This window comes from Desulfobacter hydrogenophilus, assembly GCF_004319545.1.
GTDB classification, from domain to species: Bacteria; Desulfobacterota; Desulfobacteria; order Desulfobacterales; family Desulfobacteraceae; genus Desulfobacter; species Desulfobacter hydrogenophilus.
Window position 1 is genome coordinate 1,789,214 of record NZ_CP036313.1, and the last position, 15,485, is coordinate 1,804,698.

Here is a 15,485-nt window from a genome sequence, read left to right on the forward strand (position 1 = left end):
TTAGATCCCGATACCATTCGATCAACGTTTACAAAGACTTGTTAAAATTTTATAACGCCGCAAATCGGCTGATCCCCGCGTCTTTTGCCTCTTGGACAGCTTTGTTGAACTCAGTCTCGGAGACAGACTTTTCTAAGCCTTTCACATGGTGTGCCTTCCCACAGGGTCTATATTGATCCATGATGTTAACATAGGTGTTTTTTGAAACATGGTTGGCAATAAATGACATCACTTTTCCAGTTCCAGCCATCCCGGAGGGCATGACCAGGTGCCTGAGCAACAATCCTCGTGTGGCAATACCGTTTTCATCAAATTGCAAATCACCAACCTGTCGATGCATTTCGGCAACGGCTTTTGCGGCCACGTCGGGATAATCCGGCGCATTGCAGGTCTGTTCGGCAATCGCCGGATCCCAAAATTTAAAATCCGGCATATAAATATCGATGATCCCCTCCAGCAGTTTTAACGTCTCCACCTTGTCATATCCGCTGGAGTTGTATACCAAGGGAATGCTTAACCCCCCGTCAATGGCCATATCAAGGGCAGACAAAATTTGTGGCACCACATGGGTAGGGGTCACAAAATTAATGTTATGGCAACCGTTATTCTGCAGGATCAACATCATCCCGGCCAACTGCCCGCGCCCACACTCCTCTCCGCTCCCCTCGTGACTGATCTCGTAATTCTGGCAAAAATTACATTTCAGGTTGCAGTGGGAGAAAAAGATGGTACCGGAACCAAAAGCCCCGACCAATGGCGACTCTTCTCCAAAATGGGCGTTGAAACTTGAAACAACGGCTTCCTCACCGGTAGAACACTCACCCAACTCCCCGGAAAGACGGTCAGCCTTACACGCTCTGGGACAAAGTTCGCAGGATTTTAACCGATGTCGCGCTTCACTGATTTTATCCCGGAGCAACCCTTTTGCTTTGGTTTTAACATAGGCTGGTTGAAAGGCTGCCATTTGCATACTCCTTTATCTTCTATTATCAATAGATTAAACTAAAAATTAGAATCACTATTTTCATATTGAAGATTATCCTAACCTCACGAGCAAAATAATGCAATTTTTGGGAATCGTCGAGCGGTTGAGCGCCATAATGCCTAAGAGTTATAACTAAGCGTCACCTGCGGATGTTGTCGTCCTGTGTGATATCCTGGGACTGTTCGCATTCAAATCCCTGCAATGGCAGCCACTGCAGCCACCATAAAACTTCTTTTCCATTTCTCTATTCGTTTTTCCTTGCTTTGTCCGCACACTTAAAGAATCGCAGAACAGGTGCTTGACGCCATGCCATGGATCTGATACGCAGAAACGTTTAGCTTGTTTCAACGGGCTTAAACCACGGAGAGGCAGGCTTTCCGGCCAAGGTATCAGCCTGCCTTTCCAGCCTTTTATGAGGGCATCAGGCAGACACCTTCCCGGCAGCAATTTGTGCAAGTTCTACAAACAGTTCCCGGGCGTCTGCCAGATCTTTTTTATCCGGGTGTTTGGCTGCCTCTTCAAGCCTGGCCCTGCGTTCCGGTGTCATGCTGTGATGGGGATCGTCTTTCATCTTTGTTTCCATCATTTTAATCAGGGCCGGGTCCACCTTGCCCTGGCATAAAAATTCCCCCAGGATTTCATTACCCTGGACAAGCTCCCTTGCTTTTTTCAGGCACTGTTTGGCATGATCAGAGTCGGGATAGGCGCCCAGGGTGCCGAACAGTCCGATTTTTTTACCTTTTACTGTTTCCATGTATCTGGCTGAACTGGCATTAGCCGTCCCCTTATCCACCCAGAAGCCCAGGGCTAAAAAATCATAGTCTGACGGGTCCGGAGCGTCTTTGGCGGAAAAGATATCTTTAGGTTCGGGTAGGGCATCATATATTTCCCTGGCAACCTTTTGGGTGTTGCCGGTTCTGCTGGAGTAAACAACTAGGGATTTCATAATTTTTTCTCCTTACGAAGTGGTGCTTATTTCTTTATAATAGTCAATCATGCCCTGGGCCAGGTTGGTCTGCCAGAATTGTCCGGCCAGGGTCAGGGTGATCCATCCTTGCTCCCGTGTGATGAGTCCAGCGCTTTCCCACTGGTCCGTCAGGGGGGCAAAAATGGTTTCAAGGTCCAGTCCCAAGGTTTTTCCGGCACCCCGCAGGTCCATATATCCCAATTCCAGACTGCCTGAAATCAGGCGGGTCAGGTTGTCATGGGCAGGCGGAGTCATGATGCGTGTCACGGGCTTGATTTTCCCTGCTGTTTCAAGGTAGGTATCAAGATTTCCGTCCAGAAAAATCATGTGTCCGTTTACACTGCCGCCTGCCCCGGAGCCATAGGCCAGGCAGTCTGTCTTTTCCTTCATGGCCAGGTTATAGATATTTCGTTCCCGAAATTTTCGACCCCAGTGGCTGATGGACAGCCTCCGGTATCTGGCCTGGGTCATACGCGTCACGCCGCTTTCAAACATCAACGCCCGCTGGGCCTGGTCCGCCAGGGTTTTGAACCGTCCCGACCTGGCGGCCTTGTCAAGTCTGCCGCCGGGGAAACGAATAAGCTGATACAAGTCCACACCGTCCAGCTCTATATCCAGCAAGATGTCAATGTCTTTTTCCCAGATCGCCATGGTCTGATCGGGCAGCCCGAAAATCAGATCAATGATGATGGCGGCATGGTTGGTTTGTTTAAGGCGTAAAAGGCTTTCTATGACGGTTTGTCTGTCTGCCAAACGGCCTAAGCTTGTCCGGATATCGGTATCAAAGCTCTGGACCCCAAGGGAAAATCGGTTAGCCCCAGCTTTAATGCAGGCTTGAATTTTTTCATCCGTAAGGTCATTGATCCTGCCTTCAACGGTGATTTCGCAGTCATTGGCCAGGGGCAGACAGCGGCGCACGGTGTCAAGCACCTGTCTTAAATCATCACTGTCAAGGGCTGTGGGCGTGCCGCCGCCCAGATAAACGGCATTCACCGGGTGGCTTTGTACCAGGTCCAGATCCTGGTCCGCCTCAAGTTCCCGAATCAGGGCTTTGGCATAGGCATGCATGGTCTCTTTTTGGGCCGGGTTGGTAAAAAAACCGCAATAAAGGCAGTGAGTGCTGCAGAAGGGAATGTGGATATATGCACAGGTTTTATCCCGGCGTTGTGTCGTTGAAAGGGTGTGCCATACCCCGGCAGTCTTTTCCTGTGGCACAGGCGTGCTCCCAAGCCCTGCATGCACCACGGTTTTTTTCTTAAATGCGCCGGTGAGCGGGTTATCGGAGATTTCGGCAAAATAATGGCGGTCAAAAGAGCTGTCGCCAAAGGTCTCCAGCAGTTTGAGTTTTGCGTTGGCATTCTGCCGAGCGGTGCTGATTTTTTGTTTCATGGTTAAGATAAAAACTCCTTTTCCGGGGTGTGGTTGAAAGGAAGATTGCTCCAATTGTTCTTCTTGGTTTTGAAAGTCATGTATAGCAAACTATATATGATGTCAAGTTGGTTTTGTTGTTTGGGCGGGCTGCTCACGATAAAATCATTTTTTGAGGGTTTCCGGAGAAAAAGACACAAATTTACCGTCAGGCCGGAGATACTGAACACTGACAATTCGGATTAATTGTTTTAGCGAACTTAATATATACCACAATCCCCCCCCCCCCCTATTATCCCCCCAAAGGGGGGAGGAGGATGCCAAGGCATGGGGCGGTTCTTGCTGTTTACCGATGTGCCTGTTCTTTTTTCAAAAAATCCTATTGAACAAGTTCATTCTTTTCTCAGATTATGTAATGATACGTGGTGTTTTTAGATGTTATGGCGGTACTGTACGGAAAGAATTTAGAATAACCTGTCGATAACATAAAAAATCAGTTTACAACCCATACAGTACAATCGGCAGCCGATTGAACGACCTTTGTCGAAACCGAGCCAAACAAAAACTCTTCAGCTTTGGTCACTCCGCGCCTACCGATTACAACTGTATCGTAATTTCCTTCTTCCCTGATCCTTAAAATATCCATACCGATACTGCGTCCGGTAGTACATATATCCGTATCATGAAATGGAGATTTGCAACTAGCAAAATATTGATAAGTTACAACATCAGCGGAAACACCTTGTTTTATGAGTGTTTGTTTTGCCAATGACAGCTTTTCAGTCATCTCAATTTCATTCTTTTTACACTGACTGACCCAAGTTTCATCATCACGGTAAAGATCCTTATCCGGTAGCCTTTCGACATAAAGAATTAAAATTAGGGATATGGGGTAATTCTTCATTATATTACCTACATATTCAACCGCGTTGAAAGAATTTTCAGATCCATCAAATGCTACCAGAATTTTATTAAGAGTCATAATTTTACCTCCCTGTTGAATTGAATAGATTTGGCGTTATAAAGACCGAATTTCTTTTAAACTTTTATTCATATCAACCAGCATTTCATCTACCGACTCATAGAAAACCGAACTTGAAGATGATAGATGCATCAAGATATTATTTAATGAGTTTGGAATATAATTATATATTTTTTTCACATTAACGACACGGTTGCCTATAACTACAGAATAATCACCTGAATTCAGTGTATTGAGAATAGAACTTTCTGTTCCGAGTTCCAGCAACGTCTGCATAGTAAAATTTGCTTTACCAACAAGATAGACAAGAATGCTTCCTAATCCGAAGATATCCAGACCGAAGGGATTTTCGTAAAGTTCAAACGCATAATCAAAGTCGATCCATCGATATGCTCCGGTTTCACTTTCAACCCACAAGTGATCACGCCGGACATCACCATGTTTTTCATCGTGGCGGTGCAAAAAATTGATTGCTTCGCACGCACCAATAAACTTTTCAAGTATATCAGGAAAATATTCATAAAAATAAGTTTTATGATCGACCGGGATATCGTGCACGACAACGTCAAGCCGCTTTCCGCGAATGATATCCAAGACCCTGACATTATTTCCTGCTATGTCATCATTAGAATATCCCTGCATGAAACGCATATCCCCTTTAACAAGTTTCAGGATTCTATCTTCTTTACGAGGGCTTCTATAACACTTGATTTCGAACGGCCCAATATGCATTGGAAATGTTTCATAAAAGGCTAATTTTAAAATTTGAGTCCGACCGGATTCAAGATGCTTAACGCGCTTTACCCAATATTTCGGGTCAACCAAACCAAACCGGCGCTCCTGCTCATTTTTGAGTACAAGAAAATGTTCATTTCCAAGTTTAATGACATCACTGTAATCAATATTCATAAATTCAGTCGTATCAGTGAAGATTTTCCCGAAACGGGACATTGGGGAATCAGGCATATATTTATGGATAAGTTTTTTAACGTCACTAGTCATAGCTACTCCTAAGATTGTATATGAAGTAACAAACACCGTTTATAAACTCATTAAAAGGTTACCACAGCAGAGTTAAAAGTAAAATAGAAAGGCTAATTTATTTCAGCTCCCAGGATCAGCCTATTTTCAGGACCTTTGCTCCCCTTATCAAAAATAAAACAAAAAATACTTTCCCAGATCGTCGAAGTGCTCGGTGTCTTCAAATTCACAGCCAAAGCTGTATTCGGAAAAAGCTTTCCGGACCCTTATCGGCCTATGAATCTCGGAGCGGTTTGGATTGTCCAGGGTAAACTTGACCTCAGCCGTGTGATCCACTTTGATAAGGGCCTTTTCTTGGGTTTTAAATTGGATGCCGTTGCGGGAGAGGTCCGTGACCACTCCGGGGTAGTTCTTTTGGTTTTGGATGAGCACTCCTTTAAGGGTGACTTCCTTGCGAAATACCCGCCGTCTTTCTAATATCACGCTGGAAGTATGCCCGCACTTGCACTTGTATTTCAAGCGGACCCGGGCTTTGTGCATAATGAATTTGGCCACATCCTTAGTATAGGACTGTCCGCATGATTCACAGGCAAAGGTGGCCGTTAGTTCCTGGGTCACGAAGATCGTTGGTATTGTCATTCTTCCTAATTCCAATATATGGTATGCGGTTATGTTTTGAACTTATGGGGTTTTTATAAAGAAGGCACCTTGGTTTCATTTTTAAGATCAAAGTAAAATTTTATTGCAAGGGAGAGTGACGCCAGTTTTGATCGTATTGAATCCCCCCTTGACGTCAGGATCAGGGGCATATCACCACATAGAATAACTCCGGCAAGTGCTGCCCCAGACTGGGTCGTCAGGGTTTTCCATAAAATATTGCCCGAATCAATATCCGGCAGGATCAGCACATCGGCATTGCCCCGGATTCGGCCTGTGTAATGCTTTTCTTCGGCAATAGCAAAATCCATGGCCACATCCAAAGATAAGGGACCTTCCACAATGCAGTCGTCCCTGTCTGCAAAATGGGCAGCAATACGTTCTGCTTCCATGGAGCTGTCCACGCTGCGGTTTACGTTTTCAACGGCAGAGATTACGGCCACCTTGGGTACCTTGATATTCAGATTGTGCACCACTTTTAATGCATTTTCAAGGATCGCCATACGTTTTTGTTCGTCAGGGTACGTGTTTAACGCACCGTCTGAAAATGCCAGCAATTTATTTCGGGTGGGGATATCCACAATGGCGGTGTGGCTCATGACCTGGCCTTTTTGAAGTTGCCCACTGGATTTCAGGTATTTAAAAACTCCTCTGAGAAGATCTTCCGTATGGATACGCCCTTTCATAAGGATATCAACCTTGCCTTGGTCCAAAAGGCTGACAGCATCTTCTACGGGTGTTTCCGTATCAATGATGGTGTAGTTGTCATTGTCAATGACAAGGTCGTATTCATAGGCCATTTGGCTGATTTCCTGGAAATCACCAAGGAGCACAAATTTGGAGATGCGGAACCGGCCTTCTTCGTTGGCTCTTTTGGCCGCTTGGATTGCCTCTTCGTTGTCCGCGCCCACAATGGCGATGGTCGGCGCATAATTTTCTTCGACCGTCAGGTATGCCGCATCAATGATATCGTCCAAGGTGGTCAAAGGGGCGCCTTTTTTCTTGAACCTGATTTCGCGTTTGAATACGGGGGTGTCAATCAATACATCTTCATCATGCCTTTTCTTTGCCAGGGCATCCCGTTCAGTTTCGTAGTCCTTAAGTGTTTCAGGGGCATAATATCCCCGGATCTGTCCGGCAGCCAATGCTTCATGTTCAAAGTAACCGGGCAGGATCACCACGGGGTAACGCCCTGCGATATTCTGCTTGACCCGGTTCATCATGTCCGGATTGGCGGCAAGTCCGCCGGTGATTGCCATTACCCTGACATCTGCCCCGTCCGCAGTAAGCTTGAGCATGCCCCCGGCAATCTTTCTTGCCAGAAAGTTTTGAACCAGGTCTATTTTTTTGCGCTGTACAGGGGTAGCGCCCTGGCGCAGGAACCCGATCATAGCATAGAAATCATTGGTGCCCACAAGGGAGATAAGTCCGCCACGGCTGTTCAGAACCTGTTCAAGGTCCCGGATGGAGATATCCTTGGATTTTATGGCTTTGATGACCCGGTCGATATCTATGGCGCCACTTCTGCTTGTTGACGGCAGGCCGGAATAGGCATCTATGAGCATGGTGACCTGTCCCTGTCTGTGCGCGGCAAGGGAGGTGCCCCCGCCCAAATGGGCAGTGACGGCGTTCACATGTTCCGGTGTCTGATTCATCAAAGATGCCACGATTCGCCATGCAGCTTTGTGACTTAAATAATGTGCCCCGGCCCCGTTGCGCTTGATTCTTACAAATCCTGTAACCCGGTCCACCAGATCTAATTCGTCACAGACAAAGGGATCTGTGGTGGTCAAAAGCAGATCCTTTTGACTGCCTGCCATCTGGGCCAGTTCCATGCCCATGGGAATGCCCATATTGCTGGCATGGGACCGTAACGGTGCTTCCACAAGGTCCCTGACCATTTCAGGGCCCACCCGGTAGGTTCCAGATGGAATGGGCTTGAGAAATCCTCCCTGGCAGGCGATGCCGTCAAAGGATGCAAGCGCAATCCCTGCGCGTTCCAGATGGGCTGCCACAGCCTTTATTCTGCGGTCTATGCTGTCTTCCTCATCGGGAAGAACATGTATTTCAAAACCATGCACCTGTTCCAGCCCCTGGAATACAGCAATTCGGGTGGAGACAGTGCCCGGATTCAGTAAAAGAAATCGCATCTCTTCCCGTTGCGCTTCCTGGGCCAGGGATGGACCGAGAAGCCGTCGTATCGCCGGGGATTTTTCCTGGCCCGCACGTTCCATTTCCAGCATCAGGGTCAGGGCATTGCCCACAATGGTATTGATATCGGGGGAAGGAGGCGATTTAGTCAGGACCTCGATGATTGCTGAAAGATCGCTTTGTATTAGTCTGGCATCTGACGCATCCACGCCTTGTTTTATCTGTTCTGAAAGATCGGCCAGCCATAATTCACTTGCCACTGTCAGATCCCTTTCGAAGGCAGACATGGAAACATTTATTTTTCCGATTTCAGCCACGGCTTCAATTATTTTATTACGAAGTTTCGCGCTCACTTTTTAGGGTTCCCTTTATTTATCGTGAATTAATTTGCAGGTTTTCGCCTCTGGACGGACATGTCAGTCCAGGGTGGCTTCTCCGGCGGCAACGCGGCGCAAAACAGACCTGAATAGTTTTCCTGTGGGGGTCTTTGGCAGCTTATCCGTGATTATAATTTTTTCCGGTACGGCAAACCGTCCGATTTTATCAGTAATATAATCTTTTATCTGGTTAATACATTTTTGTTCATCCTGGATTGTTTTATGGGGTACCATGAATACCACAATTTCCTCTCCGGAATTGCCCTGGCCGCTGATAATAGCAGCCTCGTCAACCAGGGGATGGGAGGAAAGCACGCCCTCGATCAAGGATGCGCCCAAGCTTTGCCCTTTGACTTTAATGCTGTCATCAAGACGTCCCATGAACCAGAAAAAACCGTCTTTGTCGGACCTTACCCCGTCGTAAGTAAAAAAACAGCCAGGAAATTTTGATAAATAGGTCTTTTTAAAATGTTCGGTTGTGCCCTTCGTGGCCGTTGGCATGGCCGGCCATGACCGGGCAAAAATCAGGTTTCCACTGATGTTTGTTTTACAGGGTTCACCAAAATCGCTCATGATCAGGGGCTCCACCCCTAAAGCGCCAAATCCGAGGGCACCGGGACGGTTCAGTTCCGGGGTCGGATATGAATTAAGCAGTGCGGTACCACTTTTGTTCTGCACCCACAGATTTACCATCCGTTCCGGACCGTTTACCAGTATGCCGTCTGCATATTTAACCAGTCGGGGCGGAAGAGCATTCCCACAGCAGGCAATAACGGGAAACCGTTTGGCCGTGTTTAGCTGCTCCTGCCCCAGTTGTCCCCTAAGTTCTGAAATCAAATTGGGCCGGCACAACAGCGCCGGATTTGGCTGTTCATTGAGAATTTTTTCAATGGTATTCACCCGGATATCTTCATTAATGAGGATAATACCTGTGCCATTGGTCAAAGGTCCCCACAGGCCGTATGCTTGGGTCGGTGCTTTGCACATATCCAGGGTGTTGACAATCATCTTGGGTTTGTCCTGAACAAGGGCTTTGTTGAAAATATCGTCAAAGGAGGCGTGGGCCTGGACCAGAAATCCGCCGGTTGGAAAAACAGACCCCACATGTTTATCAGCCAGGCGATTTTCATAAATAGCAAACAGGGGGTGATCCGCCCGGGGACAGGCCGGCTCAAGTCCGGAAGGATCTGCCTGGGTCATGTATTCTTCAATTGTTTGCACCCCTTCAAACTTTTCATCTGAAATAAGAATGGTTAGGTCGTCAAGCAGGGCGCGGACTTTTAGGGCATGGTCCTTTTTTTCTTCGTAAGCGTTGCTGTTTGCCATGATTACAAGTTTTGCCCCTGATGCAATGACATCATCAGCCACAATGGAAGGGGGCAGATGGCAACCTATGGGCAGGTAGGTGATCCCAAGATAAGCGGCTGCCAGGGCGCTGATGATAAATTCAGGGCAGTTGGGCAGATTTAAGGCGATGCAATCCCCCGGGACAAGACCGGTCCGGTGGAAAGCCGCAGCAAGCATGAGCACTTTGTCTTTAAGCTCATTAAATGTCAGGGTGCCGGCATGGCCGGATTTTTGATAAAAGACCAGGGCTGGTGTCTCTCCCTTCCCTTTTTCAATTATTCTGTGGAGTGCGTTTTGCGCGGCATTGATCTGTCCGTCACAGAACCAGGATACCAGGGGCTTGGAAAAATCTTCCTTGAGCACACAGGAAAAAGCAGTCTGCCAATGCAGCCGTTTTGCCTGGGTCGCCCAGAATTGTTCACGATGGTCAAGCGTGTGCCTGTGCAGCTGGCGGAATGCGTCAATACGTGTGGGTAATTTTTGGTCAAGGTCGGTGCTTTCCATGGTTTTACTCCCTAATTAGGAATATTCAAGGGGGGGGCCCTTATTGTAATAACAACCACCATCATATCATGATTGCCATCATACAAGTTAGACTAAATACCATTAAAATGGGTGTCAACACAAAACCAAATAAATATTCAACATGAAGCATTGCTTAGGAAAATACAAATAGGGTAGGAATACCTTGGGTGAGCTTTATAAAATACGAACAATGACAAAACAACTATATGGAGGCTTTTGGGGGCAGTCTCTGTGACAGTAGTGTTGTCATTTCTGCCTGAGGTTCTCTCAACATTGAAATCTTTTGCCGGATGATTATTTTTTTGAATGTATCATTTAATATGCTGCCGCAGCCCATTTACCGGAGCTAAAAGTTGAAGGTGATCCTCTATTATTTCAAAAAGAATTTAAGAAAGATTGCTGCGGGCGTTTTCTGTATGATTGTGGTGGATTTGCTCCAGCTTGTGGTCCCCCAGATTGTCAGCAGGGCTGTTGACATTCTGGCCGATGCTCATTTTGACCGTCATGTGCTTTTCGTGCAATGCGCCGTCATTGTGGGGGCCGGACTTCTCATGGCCCTGCTTCGTTCCGGGTGGCGTATGCTTTTAATGGGCTCGGCCCGGGATCTTGAGCGGGGTATTCGGGATGACCTGTATGCCCATATGCTGAGCCTGGACACGGCCTATTATGATAAAACCCGTGCCGGAGACATCATGGCCCATGCCACGTCGGACATTCTTCATGTTCGCATGGCTTTTGGTTTCGGTATCATCGCCCTGGTGGACACCCTGCTGCTCGGCAGTGCCTGCATCGGTATCATGGTCTGGACAAGTCCGAAGCTTGCAGCCCTGTGCCTGATTCCACTGCCTTTTTTGGTTTTGGTCACAAAAAATCTGGGCAACAGGATGCATCAGTATCACAACACAGCCCAGGAGGCTTTTTCGGCACTCACAGAGCAGGTCCGGGAAAGTTTTTTCGGTATCCGGGTCATCAAGGTGTTCAATTTTGAGCCCCAGGTCCGCCAAAAGACGGAAAACAGCGCCCGGGGCTATTTTAGAAAAAATTTAAAACGGGCTTATATCAATGCCCTGCTGCGCCCTTTGTTGGGACTTTTTTTTAATACCTCCACCCTGATCATCATTCTTTACGGCGGGGGGCTGGTCATGGAAAATCGGTTAAGCCCCGGAGAGTTTGTGGCCTTTATTCAATACCTGGGAATTCTGGCCTGGCCGGTGATTGCCATCGGGTGGATGACCAATCTGTTACAGCGGGGAATGGCATCCCTGAAACGAATCAACGTTCTTTTGAACACCCGGTCCGAAATCACGTTCCCGGAAGATACGGTGATGCCGGAGATTGTGAGCGGCCATATTCGATTTGAAAAGGTCAGTTTTTCCTATGATAAAAAAGTGAATGTGCTCTCTGATATTTCAATGGAGATTCCGGCAGGGGTCAGGATCGGGATTACCGGACCACCGGGCTGCGGAAAAACGACCCTGCTTTCATTGATTCCGCGCCTGTATGACCCCATGACCGGCCGGATCTGCCTGGACGGAAAAGATCTGAAAACCTTTGATCCTGAATTTTTAAGGCGTCATATCAGCTTCATGGCCCAGGAACCGTTTTTATTTTCAGGTACTCTTGAAGATAATATTCTTATGGGCGAACGTTTTTCCGGGGGCAACGCGCGTGAACTTTTGGACCAGGTCATTCATATTTGTGCTTTAGGCGACACCATTGCGCAGATGCCTAAAGGTCTTGGTACCCTGGTCGGGGAACGGGGGGTTACCTTATCCGGCGGGCAGAAGCAGCGGGTAACTCTGGCCCGGACCCTGGTGCAGCCCAAGCCGGTGATTCTTTTGGACGATCCGGTCAGCCATCTGGATACCCGTACCGCAGAGGGGGTGATTCGGGGCATCAGCCGGATGAACCGGGATGCCGTCATGGTCATGGTCTCTCACAGGCTTTCGGCCCTTGCCGACTGTGACAGAATTTATGTGATGGACAACGGCACAATTACGGATCAGGGAACCCATGAGCAACTCAAGGCATCCAATGCCTTTTACCGGACATCCTTTAAGGTCCAGCAGTCTGAAAGACAGCTCTTGGGAGATGGGTCATGAACCACCAGCCCCACGCCTTTTCCGACGAGGAGAAAAAGGTCAGTCTGGCGAACCTGGCCCTGTTTAAAGCATTGAGCCCCTATGTTCGACCCTATGCCTGGATGCTTGCTTTAACTACGTTTCTGGTTTTCATGGTCACCGGGTTTGAACTGTTTCAACCCTGGCTCATCCAGCAGGCTATTGACGGGTTCATTCTTGTTTCAGGCGATCCGGGTTTTAATATCATGGGGTTTGAAATAGAGCAGTTTTCTGTCTTTGGTCTCTGGTTTGGCGTGGTGATCCTGGCAGGTTTTATTCTGGATTTCAGCCAGGCCATGTTTATGGAGTATACGGGCCAGAAAATTATGCTCAATCTGCGGTGTCGTTTGTTTGATCATATGACGGACCTGCCCGTGGCCTATTTTGATAAAAATGCCTCGGGAAGACTTGTGGCCCGGGTGGCCGGGGACATTGAGAATATGAACGAAATGTTTACAAGCGTTCTTGTTTTTATTTTCAGGGATCTTCTGCTCATGGCCGGGGTCTTTGCCATCCTGTTTTTCACCAATCACCGGCTTACCTTTTATTTAAGCCTGATGATCCCCATCGTTTTTTGGGGTGTGGTTTATTTTTCGGGTATTCTGCGCAGGGTCTTTCGGACGCTGAGACAAAAAAATGCTGAAATTAACCACCGTTTTTCCGAAGCTATTTCCGGTATCCGGGCCATCCAGACCAGTATGGCCGGCCCGCACTTTATCCATGAATTTAAACGTTTGAATCTGGCCCATTTCAAGGCCGCCATGTCCCATATTCGGGTGTTTTCCGTGTTTATGCCCATGGTGGGGCTTATGGGCACCCTGGCAGTGGCTGTTATTCTCTGGAACGGCTCTTTTATGGTGCAAAGCCAAGGCCTGACCCTTGGTGAGCTTGTGGCGTTTTTGACCTATATGAAATTATTTTTCAGGCCCTTGAGAGAGTTGTCCGAAAAATTCAACCTTTTGCAGAACGCTTTGGCCTCAGCTGAACGGATAATTACGGTATTAAACACGCCCAAAGCCCGGCAGGATACGAAGTTAAGGGGGGCGGACCCCGGTGGTATCGGGCACTTGGCATTTGAAAACGTGTCTTTTTCATACACGTCCGGTGTTCCGGTATTGAAACATATCAGTTTCAGCCTTGAAAAGGGTAAGGCCATGGGGATTGTGGGGCAGACCGGGGCTGGGAAAAGTACCATCATCAATCTTACGGCCGGGTTTTACAGCCCCACAGGTGGGCGCATCCTCATTAACGGTCAGGACTATGTGCACATGGATATCGCCGGCATCCGGCATCACACCGCCCTGGTCATGCAGGATCCTATCCTGTTTTCGGGAACCGTGCGGGAAAATATTGTACGACTCCCGGATGGTGATTCCCGCCGGGATGATCAACGTCTTAGCGCTGCCTTGAGAAAGGCCAACTGTTCATTCCTGTTTGATAAATTTTCAGGACTTGACACCATCCTTCAGGATGGTGGCCGCCCGCTGTCTTCGGGGGAGAAACAACTGGTCTGCATTGCCCGGGCCTTTGCCTTTAACCCGGATTTGATTATCTTTGACGAGGCGACCTCTTATATGGATTCCCAGTCCGAGGTGAAAATTCATGACGCTATGAAAAAACTGATGGAAGGGCGCCTGTCCATTATCATTGCCCATCGCCTTTCAACCGTAAAATCGTGTGATCACATTTTGGTGTTAAGGGACGGGCAGATAATTGAACAGGGGGGCCATGAACAGCTTTCCCGGGCCGGCGGCGAATATGCACGGCTTCTTGAAAAGGAGCGGATGTGAAAATTTTCCGTCCATGACAAATTTATTGCTGAATTCAGAGCGGCTTGTTTTATTCAACAGTCTCGTTGATCTGGTTTCGCAGTTTACCGGAACATTTGAAGGTCACAATTTTTCTGCCACCCAGCATCATGATTTCACCAGTGGCTGGGTTCCGGCCTTTTCTGGGTGCTTTCTCGTTTACCTGGAATTTTCCAAACCCTGATATCATGATGTCGTTTCCGGATGCCAGGGTGACTTTGATAATTTCAAGCATCTCTTCCATCGTTTCTTTGGCCTCGGGTCCTGATAAATCAAGTGTTTCTGATATTTTTTCAACAATATCCATTTTGGTAAGTGTCAATATTTTTTCCTCATTTAACCTATTGAAAATATTTAAAGATTGGCCCTAACTACTGTGATTTAAGCCGGATGTCAAGAAAAAGGAATGAAACCCGGTCACAAATCGTTGCCGGTTACCGTCAACGGAACCAACGGAACCGAAAGAAAATTACAAAAGGAACAAAATGGGTTTAAAACATTTCATGAGAATTATGTATAAAGTATTACTTATTTTTGCCGATAATTAATTTTAAGAATTCATGAATACGGCCAAAAAGAAAAAGAACTGATACAAAAATAAAACCCAATGACTGCACGATATTAAGAAATGGGCCTATGCAGTCTTATGCCCATAAATTTTTAGTGCAACTTAAGGATGACGAAAGTCAGGAGTTGCAAAAAGGAGCGTTAAACTAATTATGGTATACAATGCCCTCAGTTCCTATCAGAAAGTCCAGGTCAGCAGTGAAATCAATCCACAAAAATTGATCCATATGCTTTACGACGGCGCCATCAAGCGTATTAGCTTTGCCCGGGAAGGCGTCATTAATAAAAATCCCAAGCAAAGAGGTGAGAATCTGAGTAAGGCCATTGCCATTATCTCAGAACTCAACGCGTCTCTGCGTAATATTGAGGGTGAAGAAATTTCTTTTTTAAGAAGCCTTTTTCTATCCATGATGCAGGAACTTTGTAAGGTTTCCATCACCAACGACATCCAAACCCTGGACCGGGCAACCAAATACCTGATGGAACTCAAACGGATATGGGAAACCAGTGTGATGGGGCAGGCAGATACTGCCGAAAATACCAATCCTAAGACTGCACAAAAAAAAGAAATTCCTTCCATGAGCTATTCAGGGTATGAAAGACATGGTCAAAAAACAACAAGTATTGCAATTTAAGCGGTAAGGACAATA

General features: G+C 47.2%; 12 protein-coding genes. 3 read left to right on the plus strand and 9 right to left on the minus strand.

The features are described from left to right. Positions 1–49: 49 nt before the first annotated feature. From EYB58_RS07665 to EYB58_RS07700, 8 genes are all read right to left on the minus strand, one after another. Positions 50–964, minus strand: a complete 915-nt coding sequence (locus EYB58_RS07665) for a radical SAM protein (RefSeq protein WP_111954438.1) — start codon at positions 962–964, stop codon at positions 50–52. A gap of 442 nt (positions 965–1,406) precedes the next feature. Further along, positions 1,407–1,931: a flavodoxin family protein gene (locus EYB58_RS07670; protein WP_111954440.1), complete on the minus strand. Its 525-nt coding sequence runs from the start codon at positions 1,929–1,931 to the stop codon at positions 1,407–1,409. Between the two features lie 12 nt (positions 1,932–1,943). Then, positions 1,944–3,341 carry a heme anaerobic degradation radical SAM methyltransferase ChuW/HutW gene (hutW, locus tag EYB58_RS07675; RefSeq protein WP_111954442.1) on the minus strand — a complete coding sequence of 466 codons (1,398 nt, stop codon included), beginning with the start codon at positions 3,339–3,341 and terminating at the stop codon, positions 1,944–1,946. Positions 3,342–3,813: 472 nt separating this feature from the next. Beyond that, on the minus strand, positions 3,814–4,302 hold the full coding sequence (locus tag EYB58_RS07680; protein WP_111954444.1) for a universal stress protein: 489 nt from the start codon (positions 4,300–4,302) through the stop codon (positions 3,814–3,816). Between the two features lie 36 nt (positions 4,303–4,338). Next, positions 4,339–5,304 carry a serine/threonine protein kinase gene (locus EYB58_RS07685; RefSeq protein WP_111954446.1) on the minus strand — a complete coding sequence of 322 codons (966 nt, stop codon included), beginning with the start codon at positions 5,302–5,304 and terminating at the stop codon, positions 4,339–4,341. 147 nt (positions 5,305–5,451) lie between these two features. Continuing rightward, the gene (locus EYB58_RS07690) at positions 5,452–5,922 is read right to left on the minus strand and encodes a PilZ domain-containing protein (RefSeq protein ID WP_111954448.1); all 471 of its coding nucleotides are present in this window, start codon (positions 5,920–5,922) and stop codon (positions 5,452–5,454) included. A gap of 53 nt (positions 5,923–5,975) precedes the next feature. Continuing rightward, positions 5,976–8,444, minus strand: coding sequence for a phosphate acyltransferase (locus EYB58_RS07695; protein WP_111954450.1), 2,469 nt, complete (start codon positions 8,442–8,444; stop codon positions 5,976–5,978). A 63-nt stretch (positions 8,445–8,507) separates the two neighbouring features. Further along, a complete protein-coding gene (locus tag EYB58_RS07700) occupies positions 8,508–10,319 on the minus strand; it encodes an AMP-binding protein (RefSeq protein WP_111954452.1) in 1,812 nt (603 codons plus the stop codon). A gap of 380 nt (positions 10,320–10,699) precedes the next feature. Between EYB58_RS07700 and EYB58_RS07705 the strand changes: the two genes are divergently transcribed. Beyond that, entirely contained in the window at positions 10,700–12,442 is a 1,743-nt protein-coding gene (locus EYB58_RS07705; protein ID WP_242637649.1) for an ABC transporter ATP-binding protein, read from the plus strand. Further along, the gene (locus EYB58_RS07710; protein ID WP_111954456.1) at positions 12,439–14,250 is read left to right on the plus strand and encodes an ABC transporter ATP-binding protein; all 1,812 of its coding nucleotides are present in this window, start codon (positions 12,439–12,441) and stop codon (positions 14,248–14,250) included. The genes EYB58_RS07705 and EYB58_RS07710 overlap by 4 nt, the downstream gene beginning before the upstream one ends. A gap of 49 nt (positions 14,251–14,299) precedes the next feature. On the opposite strand, the gene EYB58_RS07715 is transcribed toward EYB58_RS07710, so the two are convergent. Continuing rightward, positions 14,300–14,590 (minus strand): integration host factor subunit alpha, encoded by a 291-nt coding sequence (locus EYB58_RS07715; RefSeq protein ID WP_111954458.1) that lies wholly within the window; start codon positions 14,588–14,590, stop codon positions 14,300–14,302. Between the two features lie 397 nt (positions 14,591–14,987). On the opposite strand from EYB58_RS07715, the gene fliS reads away from it, so the two are divergent. Further along, complete coding sequence (fliS, locus tag EYB58_RS07720; protein WP_111954460.1) at positions 14,988–15,470, plus strand: flagellar export chaperone FliS; 483 nt, start codon at positions 14,988–14,990, stop codon at positions 15,468–15,470. Positions 15,471–15,485: the final 15 nt, after the last annotated feature.

What these genes read in the sequence shown, in the direction of transcription:
- EYB58_RS07665 (WP_111954438.1), bottom strand. Translation starts at nt 964, where the DNA reads ATGGCAGCCTTTCAACCAGCCTATGTTAAAACCAAAGCAAAAGGGTTG.
- EYB58_RS07670 (WP_111954440.1), bottom strand. Translation starts at nt 1,931, where the DNA reads ATGAAATCCCTAGTTGTTTACTCCAGCAGAACCGGCAACACCCAAAAG.
- hutW (WP_111954442.1), bottom strand. Translation starts at nt 3,341, where the DNA reads ATGAAACAAAAAATCAGCACCGCTCGGCAGAATGCCAACGCAAAACTC.
- EYB58_RS07680 (WP_111954444.1), bottom strand. Translation starts at nt 4,302, where the DNA reads ATGACTCTTAATAAAATTCTGGTAGCATTTGATGGATCTGAAAATTCT.
- EYB58_RS07685 (WP_111954446.1), bottom strand. Translation starts at nt 5,304, where the DNA reads ATGACTAGTGACGTTAAAAAACTTATCCATAAATATATGCCTGATTCC.
- EYB58_RS07690 (WP_111954448.1), bottom strand. Translation starts at nt 5,922, where the DNA reads ATGACAATACCAACGATCTTCGTGACCCAGGAACTAACGGCCACCTTT.
- EYB58_RS07700 (WP_111954452.1), bottom strand. Translation starts at nt 10,319, where the DNA reads ATGGAAAGCACCGACCTTGACCAAAAATTACCCACACGTATTGACGCA.
- EYB58_RS07710 (WP_111954456.1), top strand. Translation starts at nt 12,439, where the DNA reads ATGAACCACCAGCCCCACGCCTTTTCCGACGAGGAGAAAAAGGTCAGT.
- fliS (WP_111954460.1), top strand. Translation starts at nt 14,988, where the DNA reads ATGGTATACAATGCCCTCAGTTCCTATCAGAAAGTCCAGGTCAGCAGT.